Below are 11,859 nucleotides of genomic sequence, written 5' to 3' on the forward strand. Positions count from 1 at the left end.
AGATTTTACCCCAGATTATACCTGGGCCGTCTCCGCGCCAAGCACCTGCTTGAGGGCGCTAAGGAAAACCCGGTTTTGTTCTTCTGATCCTACAGTTACCCGTATATATTCAGGGTACTTGCTGAATCCTGGACGTACGATGACTCCTTTTTGCAGCAGCTCATCGAACACTTCGCGGGAAGCTCTGCCGACATCTACCATAATGAAGTTGCCATGCGCCGGGAATGAGAACAATCCCATTGCTCTAAACTCTTCCTGCAGGAAGACAATTCCTTTGGCATTCTTCTCACGGCAGTCCCGGACATAGTCCTGATCTGCAATGGCCGCTCTTGCAGCAGCCTGACCAAAACGGGAGGTATTAAACGGTTCCCGTACTTTATTGATCAGAGAGATCACAGATGCAGAGGCTAGGCCGTAACCGATACGCAAGGAAGCCAGGCCGTAAATTTTGGAGAAGGTGCGCAGGATAACCACATTCTCGTTATCCTGCAGCAGACGAACACTGTCAGGGAACGAAGGATCTGTCACATATTCCACATAAGCCTCATCAATGACCACCATTACATGCTTTGGAACGCGGCTGACAAAAGAGGACAGCTCTGCTTCGTTAACGATGGTCCCTGTCGGGTTGTTCGGATTACAGATCCATATTACTTTTGTACGGTCTGTAATTGCTGCGAGCATGGCTTCCAAGTCGTGCGTGCCGTCCTTTAGAGGTACCTCAATGGAGACAGCCCCTTCAATATCAGCATTGCTCTTGTACACAGAGAATGTCTGATCCGCCATGATAGTCTCATCGCCTGGAAGGAAAAAGGCCCGGGTAATCAGGGCAATGATCTCATCCGAGCCACAGCCGAAAATCACCTGATCGCGGTTCACACCAACGTGACGCGCCACATCTGCCGTCAGATCCGCAGCGCTGCCATCCGGATAGATGCTAATATTCTCCAGCTCGGACTGGATCGCCCGATGTACTGCAGGAGAGCTGCCGTACGGATTTTCGTTAGACGCCAGCTTGACAACCTCGCTGAGTCCCAGTTCACGTTTCACTTCTTCAATTGGTTTGCCCGGCTGGTACACCGGTAGATTAATGATATTACTTTTAGGCTGCATGCCATTAGCCTCCTTCAGCTCCAACGAACATTATTCCTTTAATTGTGCCACAAAGCTGCGAATTTGCAAGAGGCCCTCTTCTCTCGAATCTGGATTCTGGAGCAGCGGAATATTCTCCTCCACCTTGCGTACAATCGCACTTCCGACAACTACCCCGTCACACATCTTGGAGAACCGCGTAACCTGCTCGCGACTAGAGATACCGAAACCAACCGCAACCGGCACGTCTGTATGCTGCTTCACAGAAGCAATAAACTCTTCAATGCCATCATAGAAGGAAGCACGTTCGCCCGTAACGCCAAGCGAAGAGACACAATAGACAAAACCCTGTGCCCGGCTGACGATCTTCTCAATTCGTTCTGCAGAGGTCGGCGCAACCAGCGGAATCAGGTGAACTCCTGCTTCCCGTCCGCGAAGACCGATCTCTTCTGCTTCTTCCAGCGGAAGATCAGGGATAATCATGCCGCTGATGCCATGCTGCTGCAGCAGCCCGAAGAAGGTATCGAAGCCGGTCTGCAGAATCGGGTTGTAATACGTAAACAGGATAAAAGGAACCTTAACTCCTGCTTCTCGTGCTTTGGCAGCCGTCTCAATACACGTGCGGATTGAAATCTGCTGCTGCAGGGCGCGCTGGGAAGCACGCTGGATCACCGGGCCATCGGCTAAAGGATCGGAATAAGGGACACCGAGTTCAATGATGTCCGCACCTGCGGCTTCAAGCTGGATCAGCAGGTCGACCGTGGTTTCAAGATCCGGATCGCCTACGGTAAGAAAAGGAATAAGAGCTGTTTTATCCTCCATTTTCAAGCGGTGGAAGGTCTCATCAATCAGATTCATTATTCGAGCCCTCCTGTATATTTCATAATCGATTCTACGTCTTTGTCCCCGCGTCCCGACAGACAGATCACGACAATGTCATCCGCCGTAAACTGCGAAGCCATTTTGACAACCTGTGCAACAGCATGGGACGATTCCAGCGCCGGCAGGATACCTTCCGTCTGACACAGCAGCTGCAGCGCATCGAGTGCCTCCTGGTCCGTGATCGGCACGTACTTCGCTCGCTCAATGTCCTTCAGATAAGAATGCTCAGGACCTACCCCAGGATAATCCAGGCCTGCTGAGATCGAGTGTGCCGGCTGTACCTGACCGTATTCGTCCTGCAGCAGATAGCTCATGGATCCCTGGAACACGCCGTGCGTACCTTTACTCATCGTTGCCGCATGCTGATCTGTCTCCACGCCCTTACCTGCTGCCTCAACACCGATCAGCGCTACTTCCTTATCTTCCACAAAAGGATAGAACATGCCGATCGCGTTGCTCCCCCCGCCTATAGCTGCAACGACATGATCGGGAAGGCGGCCTTCCTTCTCCAGAATCTGGCGACGTGTCTCATCCCCAATCACCCGTTGGAAATTGCGGACCATCATCGGATACGGGTGGGGACCTACGGCCGAACCGAGGATATAGAAGGTGTCATGCACATGGCTGACCCAGTAGCGCAGGGCTTCGTTGCCCGCATCCTTCAAGGTGCGCGTACCGGATACGACCGGAACAACCTCTGCACCCAGCAGTTTCATGCGAAAAACATTCAAACGCTGCCGCTCGATATCTTCCTCACCCATGAATACTTTGCACTCCAGACCCAGCAGAGCTGCTACCGTCGCAGTCGCAACCCCATGCTGGCCAGCTCCTGTCTCGGCAATAACCTTCTGCTTGCCCATGCGCTTCGCGAGCAGACCTTGTCCAAGCGCATTGTTGATCTTGTGTGCCCCTGTGTGGTTAAGATCCTCCCGTTTCAGATAGATCTTGGCCGAACCCAGATGCTTGCTGAGCCGTTCCGCATAGTAGAGCGGGGTCTCCCGTCCGGAATATTCGTGAAGCAAATATTGAAGCTCCTCGTTAAAAGCAGGATCCTCTGCATAATGTCGGTAGGACTCTTCCAACTCGATCAATGCGTTCATTAGTGTTTCCGGTACGAACCGGCCCCCGAAGGCGCCAAAACGTCCATTCTCGTCAGGCAGCTGTGTCATAACCCCTTCACCCTTTCTACGAATGCTGTAATTTTGGCTATATCCTTAACGCCATTGCTCTCGACCCCGCTGGAAACATCAACACCATCAGGTGCATAAGATTGGACCAGCGTCTGAACGTTCTCCGGTGTCAGACCGCCAGCTGCCATCAGAGGAATGCCGGCAGAGCGGCTCCAATTCTGATAGGCTGGAATCTGATCCCAGGCAAATGTCTCGCCTGAGCCCCCTCCGTAGACCGGATCATGGGTATCCAGCAGCAAAACGTCAATATGATTCAAATAAGAGTTCAACTTCAGGGCATGGGCCTCGCTTCCGCCCGGATCCAAGGATAGCACCTTGATCACTTTAACGCCGTATTGCCGCCGCAGGTCATCACAGAAAGCCGGGCTTTCCTGTCCGTGCAGCTGTATAAAATCAAGCGGGGCCCGCTTCAGTACCTCGTCAATCTCTTCCCTCTCGGGGTTGAGAAAGACGCCGACACTGGCCGGGCGCCCGGTGGAAGGACGGCTATGAAGCACCTCTATCAGTTCGGCTGCCTGCTCCGCAGTTACTTGACGACGGCTTTTCGCAAAGATAAAACCTGTATAATCAACTGGCATCTGTATTAGTGATTTTAGCACTTCAACGTCCTGAAGTCCACAAATTTTTACTGTTGTGCCTGTCATGCTGATGCTCCTTTATTTATGAAGGTTAGGTTCCGAGTGTCTGCATATGCCCGTGCATATGCTGCATATCAGCGAATCAGGCAGAAGTCTCTACGGCTCCCATCAGCCCGCTCACCGCATCTTCAATAACCGGCTGTCGCATAAAGTATTCGCCGACCAGAATCCCCTTGGCTCCGGCTTTTTGCAGACCAGGAAGATCACCGGGCTGCATGATTCCGCTCTCACTGATCAGGGTTACATCAGACGGAGCCATCGCTGCCAGTTCAGCTGTTGTCTCCAGTCTCGTCTCGAAGGTATGCAGGTTACGGTTGTTGATTCCGATCAGACTGGCGGTCCCCAGCGACAGCGCTGCTTCCATCTCGCGGCGGTCATGAACTTCTACCAGTGCGTCCAGCCCAAGGGAACGTGCTGTCTCCAGCAGCCGCCCCATATAAGGCGTATCCAGAATGGCGGCAATTAACAATACCGCATCTGCACCAAGCAGGCGGGCTTCATAGATTTGCCGTTCATCTATGATAAAATCTTTGCGCAGCAGAGGCAGCTGGACGGCCTGCCGGATGTCCTGCAAATATCGATCACTGCCCTGAAAATACTGAACGTCCGTTAATACCGAGATGCAGTCGGCGCCCGCCTGTTCATAAGCTTTGGCGATCTCAACCGGATGAAAGTCCGGTCTGATCAGCCCCTTGGAAGGCGAAGCCTTCTTCACTTCGGCAATGAGGCCCAAGCTGCGCTGGCTGCGGTCTGCAAGCGCACGTTCAAAACCGCGTGTATCCGGAAGTTTGGCAATAGCGGATTCAGCTTCGGACAGATGAAAGCGCTCCGCCAGCGCCGCTACCTCGGCTTTTTTGGTCTCTACGATACGATCAAGATACATATTGATATTCCCCCGTTGTCTGGATCAATTGGTCAAGCTTGCCTTGTGCCTTGCCTGAATCAATAGCTTCCGCTGCGGCTTTGACTCCGTCCGTCAATGAGCCGGCAGCACCCGCGACGTAGATGCATGCACCGGCATTTGCCAGCACCACATCTCGATACGGTCCCTTCTCCCCCTGCAGCACCCGTCTGATGATGGCTGCATTCTCGATGGCATCCCCGCCTAGAATGGAGCTGAGATCACAGGAACGCAGACCCAGCGCCTCAGGATCAATCTCGTATGTGGATACCTGACCATCCTGCAGTTCGGAGATTCGGGTTGGACCCGATATACTGATCTCATCCAGCCCTTCATGGCTGGATACAACCAAAGCACGCTTGCTGCCCAGGCGGTTCAGCACTTCTGCAATAGTGTCCGTCTTGCTGCGGTCGTACAGACCGAGCAGCTGGCTGTCGGCGCCGGCCGGATTCGTCAGCGGTCCCAGCATATTAAATACAGTTCTTACACCGAGTTCCCGCCGCGGCGCAGCCGCGTACTTCATGGAAGGATGATAGATTTGGGCAAAAAGGAAGCAGATCCCGATATCCTCCAGGCATTGACGTGCCTGCGGTCCGCTCAGCAGAATATTAACCCCTAAAGCCTCCAGCACATCAGCACTGCCTGCTTTGCTTGTTGCCGAACGGTTGCCGTGCTTGGCGACCCTTACGCCCGCTGAGGCCGCAATGATCGCCGATACGGTCGAGATATTAAATTTGTGGATACCTGAGCCGCCGGTACCGCATGTATCGAGCAGCTGACGCTGATCCGCTTCTACACGGCTGCTGTGGCTGCGCATCGCTTCCGCAAAGCCGGTAATCTCCTCCACGGTCTCCCCTTTGATCCGGAGGGCCGTCAGCAGACCGCCGATCTGTGCGGATGAAGCTCCGCCGCTCATAATAATTTCCATAATGCTTCTGGCTTCCTCCTGAGTCAATCCCTGTCCTTCAATGACACGGGCCAGACCGTGCTGCAAGAGCTGCTGTGAATTCATTAAGGTCTCCTCCTTCTCTTCTTATGGGGTATAGAGATAATCCTGGTTAGCTACGGCTTCGTCCCTCAGAGCCGGAAACATGGCCTCAGCTGTGCGGATCGCTTTGAGCAGCGCTTTGGCTTTGTTGACCGTTTCCTGATACTCGCTCTCTGGTACAGAATCCCATACTATACCGGCACCGGCCTGCACATAGGCACGCCCTTTTTTGAAGATAATCGTCCGAATTGTGATACAGGAATCCATATTGCCAGAGAAGCCCAGATAACCGATGGCCCCGGCATAGGCGCCGCGTGCTTCGCGCTCCAGTTCAGCGATAATCTCCATCGCTCTCAGCTTCGGTGCTCCCGATACCGTACCGGCCGGCAGGCATGAAAGGAAAGCATCGAAGAAGTCCTTGCCCTCTGCCAGTTTACCCGACACATTGGAAACAATGTGCATGACATGGGAATAACGTTCAATCTCCATCAGTGAATCGCATTTCACGGTACCGAATTCGGATACGCGTCCCAAATCGTTTCTTCCCAGATCGACCAGCATCAGATGTTCGGCACGCTCCTTCTCATCCGCCATCAGCTCCTCCGCCAGCGCCCGGTCTTCCGCTTCAGTAGCTCCACGCGGTCTTGTTCCGGCAATCGGCCGTGTCTCCACCCTGCCGTTATCCACTTTAACCAGAGCTTCCGGTGAAGTACCAACAATAATCTCTTCGTCCATCTTGAGATAATACATATAAGGCGAAGGATTCAGCGTTCTCAGCACGCGGTACACCTGCAAGGGAGATACTTCAGTTTCAATATGAAAGCGCTGGGACAGCACCACCTGGAAAATATCGCCGGCCCGGATATATTCCTTGGCCTGCTCCACATTACTGATAAACTGCTCCTTCGTCAGGTTCGAATGAATCTCACCCAGCTCCACATCACCCGGAATGGAACGTGCGTTCACGTTCTCTGCAGGACCCTGCTGCTCCAAAAGAGCCGCCGTCTGCTCCAGACGCTGGGCCGCAGCCTGGTAAGAGGCCCTAATCTGCTCATCCCGGTCACCCGGCGCGATATGTACATTGGCAATGAGCAGAAGCTGCTGCTTCACATGGTCGAATACGATAATCTGGTCACAGAACATGAAGCGGATGTCATCCATTTGAAGATCGTCCAGCGCATGTGCGGGAAGCTTCTCGTAATACTGGAGCAGATCATAACCGAAAAATCCGATGGCCCCGCCCGTGAATGGTGGCAGCTCTGGCAGTTTAGGGCTGCGGTAGCTCCTCAGCAGCGCTTTAAGCTCTTCCACCGGCTTTCCGGTTACCGTTTCCCTGCGTTCTCCGCGTTCAATCTCGATGTGACCCTGCTTGCCGGATATCTTCAGAAACGGATCTGTTCCGATGAAGGAATGACGTGCCCACTGTACCCCGCCCTCTACGCTCTCCAGCAGAAAAGCGCAATCTCTCTCAGCGAACCGGCGAAACAGGCGAATTGGTGTCTCCATATCAGCCAATACGCGCTTACATACGGGAATCAGGTTATACTCACCCGACATTTGAATGACTTGCTCTACAGACGGGGTAATCATGGGCAACACGTCCTCTCGTTATTTGCAAGGATGATAATCGTGATTAAAATGCAAAAAAACCTCTACCGGATCGGTAGAGGTTCCAATTTTAAGTTGAAATCATAAGAATGTTCCATAGCATTCACATATGACAATACACGGGTCCTATAAGTCCATTATCACAGTCGCAATCTAAAGTCCCTTCGGACAGCAGCCCAACTGTGCTCATCATGGATATGACACCCTCATATGGCTATGAAATTAACTCGTCTCCACTCTTCTCATCTCAACTATAAAACGTCTCTACTCATCTCTGCTGACTTCACTATACATGATGATCTGCGAGGTTTGCAACCCCAAATCTTAATTTATTTGCTGCCTGGCGCCGAAAGATCCGGGCGGAGCACCCGCGCACCATTGAGGTACACATGCTTGATCTCCCTCTGCGATTTTTCCGTATTCACCTGTACCATGAGACGGATACATTGGGGCAAACTGCCCTTGACCGGAACTTCAACCGAACACATCAACGGTACATACTGCCAGCCTTCCATCAGGCGGATCGCTTTGGCCGGAAATGCTGCATCCAGATCCTGTGTCATCGTAATCCATATGTTGGATACGGATTCAGGGTCAATCTCATTGCGGGCTACGATTTCACGAAGGAGCACCAGAGTTTCGGACAGAATTTCCTGCTCCTCGTTCTGATTCACCGTTGTTGCACCGCGAATTCCTCGGTTGTACATTTAAGCCTCTCCTTTCTTCAGCTCGTCTACGATGTCCCGGACCATGTCACTTGAAATGCCTCTTACAAATTCTACGCTGCCGATCGCCTTAGGTACCACGAAATTCATTTGGCCTTCAGTGAACTTCTTATCATGGCTCATCGCTGACATGATGTCGTCTGTGGATAAATGACCTGGTAGAACAGTTGGCAGACGAAGTGCTTTCAGCATGGAGACGGTCTCCGTCTCAAGCGAAGGGTCTGCACCCAGACGGACACCAAGCTTCGCAGATCCAACCATGCCGATTGCAATAGCTTCCCCATGAAGAAACTCACCGTAACCGGCAATCGCTTCAATGGCATGACCAATGGTATGACCTAGATTAAGGATGGCACGCAGATCATTCTCACGTTCATCACGGGAGACGACCTCTGCTTTGACGGCGCAGCCTTTTTCAAGACCATATTCCAGCGCCTCGGGCTGCAGAGCCAGCAGTTCGGCCGCATGATCCCTGCACCAGTGCGCAAAAGACTCATCCCAGATCAGACCATGCTTCACCATCTCTGATAAGCCGGCAGAAACCTCGCGGTCCGGTAGGGTCTGAAGAGTATCCACATCATAAAGCACTAAGACAGGCTGATGGAAGGCTCCAATCATGTTCTTTGCCAGCGGATGATTTACCGCAACCTTGCCCCCCACGCTGCTGTCATGAGCCAGAATCGTTGTAGGCACCTGGACAAAATAGGTTCCGCGCATATACGTCGCTGACACGAAGCCGGCCAAATCCCCGACGACACCGCCGCCAAGAGCAATAACCGCCGATTTGCGGTCCAGGCCGCCGGTGATCGCCCGGGTCATCATTTCCTCATAGACCGCGAGCGATTTGGATTGTTCACCTGCCGGAACGATGGCGGTCACAATCTGAAAGCCTTCGGACTCCAGGGCGGACTGCAGTTTCTCTAGATACAGAGGTGCCGTATTGCTGTCCGTAATGATCAGATGCGGGCTCCCGGTACGGATGCCGCACTTCTTCAGATGGGAGCCGGCCTGTGACAGCAGGCCCCGTCCAATGATGATCGGATAGGATCGTTCGCCAAGATCTACTGTAAGAGTCCCCATCTTAATAGGCCTCCAGCTGGGCGTTGTAGTTGGCGATATTAGCGCGGATCTCCTCAATGGAATCGCCGCCGAACTTCTCCAGCAGTGCCTTTGCAATCTCCCAGGCTACAACATGCTCCATCACGACGCTGGCTGCCGGTACCGCACAGGCATCAGAACGTTCCACCTGAGCTGTAAAAGCCTCTCTGCTGTCAATGTCAACGCTCTGCAGCGGTTTGTACAGCGTAGGAATCGGCTTCATAACCCCGCGGACAACGACAGGCATTCCATTCGTCATCCCGCCTTCAAAACCGCCGAGACGGTTTGTTTTGCGGTAGTAGCCGCGTCCTTCTTCATACAAAATTTCATCATGGACCTGAGAGCCGCGGAGCTGACCTGCCTCAAAGCCGATACCGATCTCGACCCCTTTAAAGGCATTGATGGACATGACACCTTGAGCAATGCGGGCATCCAGCTTACGATCGTACTGCACATGGCTGCCAAGGCCGATCGGAACACCTTCGACGATACATTCCACAACGCCGCCGATGGAGTCGCCTTCCTGCTTGATCTGGTCGATATAAGCTTCCATCCTCGCTTCCGTCTCTTTGTCCGTTACACGTACTGAAGAAGCTTCTGTCACTTCAATCAGCTCATCGATCGGCATTTCCTTGTAAGGTGCTTCGATCTCACCAATACGGATCACCTGTCCTGCCACCTTGATGCCGAACTCCGCCAGCAGCTGCCGAGCCAAAGCTCCGCAGGCGACACGTACCGTCGTCTCACGGGCGCTGGAGCGTTCCAGCACATTGCGCAGGTCTTTCAGGTTATACTTCAGTCCGCCGTTCAGGTCGGCATGGCCCGGGCGAGGGCGATGCACCCGTCTCTTCTCCTCGTCACTGCCTTCAATCGGCTCGATATTCATAATATTCTGCCAGTGCTTCCAGTCGTTATTGGCAACTACAAGCGCTACGGGTGCACCTGTCGTGTAACCATGACGCACGCCGCCTACAATCTGGGCTGTATCCTTCTCTATCTGCATCCGCCGTCCACGTCCGTATCCCTTCTGGCGGCGGCTTAGCTGGTAATTCAGAGCTTCAAAATCCAGTCTCAAATTGCTTGGTAGACCCTCCACAATCGCAGTCAGCTGCGGACCATGTGTCTCCCCTGCAGTCAAGTAACGTAAACTCATGCTGCGTTCCCCCTTTAAACTGTTAAACTGTAAACCGCTAAAACATTTAAACTCATTATAGCATTTGAGTATACGTTGTCCAATCCCCTATGGCAACTTTAAGTTAGTGAAATTCACCAAAAGCAAAAGCACGCCCTTCCCCGCAAGGGAAAGAGACGTGCTTTTGTTGGATCATGCTGGATAAGTTCCATAAGTGCAATGCGGCTGTATTTAAGCTTTTTTACGGTAAAAGAACGTTTCTGTAGACTCAAACGCGTATTGATTTGGCGAAAAAATCTGCTCTGTGCTGCCGACAAACAGGTATCCTCCAGGGCGAAGGGCCTTGGCAAATTTATGATACAGCTGATGCTTCGCTTCTTCCGTGAAGTAAATCATGACATTCCGGCAAATGATCAGGTCAAAGCCTTCATCAAATTTGTCGAGCAGCAGATTCTGCTTCTGGAATTTCACCGCGTTCTTCAGCTTGCTGTCCACTCTGTAAACCGAACCGTCCGGCTTGAAATAACGGGCAGCGACATCTGGCGGCACGTCCTTCAGCGAGCGCTCAAGATAAATGCCTTCCTTTGCTTTGGCAATAGCGCCTTCATCCAGATCTGTCGCCAGAATGCTGCTTTCCGGAAGCAGCCCTTTGCCATCCAGGATCATGCCCAGCGTGTAAGGCTCTTCACCTGTGGAACAGGCGGCGCTCCACAGCTTGAGCCGGCGTTTGCCGGCTAGCAGCTCGGGAATAATGCTGTCGCGCAATACTTCCCAGCGGCTCGGATTTCGCCAGAATTCAGATACGTTAATCGTCATCCGGTCCAGAAATTCATGAAAAAGCGGTTTATCTTTCATCATTGCCTCATGGAACGAAACAAAAGTATGATACCCGTTTTTGTTGCGAAGCGTAGTCAGACGACGTTTCATCTGCGCTTCCTTATACTGAGCAAGATCAATGCCCGTACTCTCTTTAATTTTGCGGATAAAAGCCGTGTAATCCGGGTCAGCCAGACCCTGTTCCAGCTCAGTCATGGTATCATCCTTCTCATGCAGTATTAACTCAGATCCAAGGTGTGATGCTCTTGTCGTAGACGACAAGCTCCTCTGGTGAGAAGAAGTTGGCGATTTCACGTTCGGCGCTCTCGGGCGAGTCGGAACCATGAATCAGGTTCGATGGCGTATGGTTCGCGAAATCACCGCGGATGGTGCCGGGCAGCGCTTCCGTAACTTTGGTTTTGCCGATGACAATACGGGATAATGTGATAATATCGTCACCTTCCAGCACCATAGCAAATACAGGTCCGGAAGTGATAAATCTCACTAGACTATCGAAAAAGTCCTTGCCTTCATGCTCGGCATAATGCCGTTTGGCCTGTTCCTCGGTTACCAGCACCAATTTTCCTGCCACCAGCTTGAATCCTTTGTCTTCCAAGCGGCTCACAATGCGTCCGATCAGCCCCCGCTGAACGCCATCCGGTTTGATCATCAAAAATGTACGATCCATTGGCTCACTCCCTATCACAACAAGGTTTGGTTGAAGTACTGCAATCTCAGCATCATTCTAACAATCCCCACAAACGGAAAAAAGGGATTATATCACAGCAA

At 52.4% G+C, this 11,859-nt stretch carries 12 protein-coding genes; all 12 read right to left on the reverse strand.

Translation table 11 applies throughout. The features are described 5' to 3' along the window. Positions 1-15 precede the first annotated feature (15 nt). Positions 16-1,113: a histidinol-phosphate transaminase gene (hisC, locus tag Q5741_RS01385; protein WP_305022249.1), complete on the reverse strand. Its 1,098-nt coding sequence runs from the start codon at positions 1,111-1,113 to the stop codon at positions 16-18. Between the two features lie 30 nt (positions 1,114-1,143). Beyond that, the gene (gene trpA, locus Q5741_RS01390) at positions 1,144-1,950 is read right to left on the reverse strand and encodes a tryptophan synthase subunit alpha (RefSeq protein WP_305022250.1); all 807 of its coding nucleotides are present in this window, start codon (positions 1,948-1,950) and stop codon (positions 1,144-1,146) included. After that, on the reverse strand, positions 1,950-3,143 hold the full coding sequence (gene trpB / locus Q5741_RS01395; protein WP_305022251.1) for a tryptophan synthase subunit beta: 1,194 nt from the start codon (positions 3,141-3,143) through the stop codon (positions 1,950-1,952). The genes trpA and trpB overlap by 1 nt, the downstream gene beginning before the upstream one ends. Beyond that, on the reverse strand, positions 3,140-3,808 hold the full coding sequence (locus Q5741_RS01400; RefSeq protein WP_305022252.1) for a phosphoribosylanthranilate isomerase: 669 nt from the start codon (positions 3,806-3,808) through the stop codon (positions 3,140-3,142). Before Q5741_RS01400 ends, trpB begins: the two co-directional genes overlap by 4 nt. Positions 3,809-3,884: 76 nt before the next feature. Further along, positions 3,885-4,685, reverse strand: coding sequence for an indole-3-glycerol phosphate synthase TrpC (trpC, locus tag Q5741_RS01405; protein ID WP_305022253.1), 801 nt, complete (start codon positions 4,683-4,685; stop codon positions 3,885-3,887). After that, positions 4,675-5,715, reverse strand: coding sequence for an anthranilate phosphoribosyltransferase (trpD, locus tag Q5741_RS01410; protein WP_305022254.1), 1,041 nt, complete (start codon positions 5,713-5,715; stop codon positions 4,675-4,677). Before trpD ends, trpC begins: the two co-directional genes overlap by 11 nt. A gap of 21 nt (positions 5,716-5,736) precedes the next feature. Continuing rightward, positions 5,737-7,281, reverse strand: a complete 1,545-nt coding sequence (gene trpE, locus Q5741_RS01415) for an anthranilate synthase component I (protein ID WP_305022255.1) — start codon at positions 7,279-7,281, stop codon at positions 5,737-5,739. Between the two features lie 347 nt (positions 7,282-7,628). Then, positions 7,629-8,006: a chorismate mutase gene (aroH, locus tag Q5741_RS01420; protein ID WP_305022256.1), complete on the reverse strand. Its 378-nt coding sequence runs from the start codon at positions 8,004-8,006 to the stop codon at positions 7,629-7,631. Then, on the reverse strand, positions 8,007-9,104 hold the full coding sequence (gene aroB / locus Q5741_RS01425; RefSeq protein ID WP_305022257.1) for a 3-dehydroquinate synthase: 1,098 nt from the start codon (positions 9,102-9,104) through the stop codon (positions 8,007-8,009). A gap of 1 nt (position 9,105) precedes the next feature. Then, entirely contained in the window at positions 9,106-10,275 is a 1,170-nt protein-coding gene (aroC, locus tag Q5741_RS01430; protein ID WP_305022258.1) for a chorismate synthase, read from the reverse strand. A gap of 210 nt (positions 10,276-10,485) precedes the next feature. Continuing rightward, positions 10,486-11,286: a CheR family methyltransferase gene (locus Q5741_RS01435; RefSeq protein ID WP_305022259.1), complete on the reverse strand. Its 801-nt coding sequence runs from the start codon at positions 11,284-11,286 to the stop codon at positions 10,486-10,488. Between the two features lie 28 nt (positions 11,287-11,314). Beyond that, entirely contained in the window at positions 11,315-11,758 is a 444-nt protein-coding gene (ndk, locus tag Q5741_RS01440; RefSeq protein WP_305022260.1) for a nucleoside-diphosphate kinase, read from the reverse strand. Positions 11,759-11,859 lie beyond the last annotated feature (101 nt).

This window comes from Paenibacillus lacisoli, assembly GCF_030580655.1.
GTDB classification, from domain to species: Bacteria; Bacillota; Bacilli; order Paenibacillales; family Paenibacillaceae; genus Paenibacillus; species Paenibacillus lacisoli.

Bases quoted from the DNA above. Each gene is read 5' to 3' on its own strand.
- hisC (WP_305022249.1), bottom strand. From the start codon at position 1,113: ATGCAGCCTAAAAGTAATATCATTAATCTACCGGTGTACCAGCCGGGC.
- ndk (WP_305022260.1), bottom strand. From the start codon at position 11,758: ATGGATCGTACATTTTTGATGATCAAACCGGATGGCGTTCAGCGGGGG.
- aroH (WP_305022256.1), bottom strand. From the start codon at position 8,006: ATGTACAACCGAGGAATTCGCGGTGCAACAACGGTGAATCAGAACGAG.
- trpE (WP_305022255.1), bottom strand. From the start codon at position 7,281: ATGATTACCCCGTCTGTAGAGCAAGTCATTCAAATGTCGGGTGAGTAT.
- trpD (WP_305022254.1), bottom strand. From the start codon at position 5,715: ATGAATTCACAGCAGCTCTTGCAGCACGGTCTGGCCCGTGTCATTGAA.
- trpC (WP_305022253.1), bottom strand. From the start codon at position 4,685: ATGTATCTTGATCGTATCGTAGAGACCAAAAAAGCCGAGGTAGCGGCG.
- Q5741_RS01400 (WP_305022252.1), bottom strand. From the start codon at position 3,808: ATGACAGGCACAACAGTAAAAATTTGTGGACTTCAGGACGTTGAAGTG.
- trpB (WP_305022251.1), bottom strand. From the start codon at position 3,143: ATGACACAGCTGCCTGACGAGAATGGACGTTTTGGCGCCTTCGGGGGC.
- aroB (WP_305022257.1), bottom strand. From the start codon at position 9,104: ATGGGGACTCTTACAGTAGATCTTGGCGAACGATCCTATCCGATCATC.
- Q5741_RS01435 (WP_305022259.1), bottom strand. From the start codon at position 11,286: ATGACTGAGCTGGAACAGGGTCTGGCTGACCCGGATTACACGGCTTTT.
- aroC (WP_305022258.1), bottom strand. From the start codon at position 10,275: ATGAGTTTACGTTACTTGACTGCAGGGGAGACACATGGTCCGCAGCTG.
- trpA (WP_305022250.1), bottom strand. From the start codon at position 1,950: ATGAATCTGATTGATGAGACCTTCCACCGCTTGAAAATGGAGGATAAA.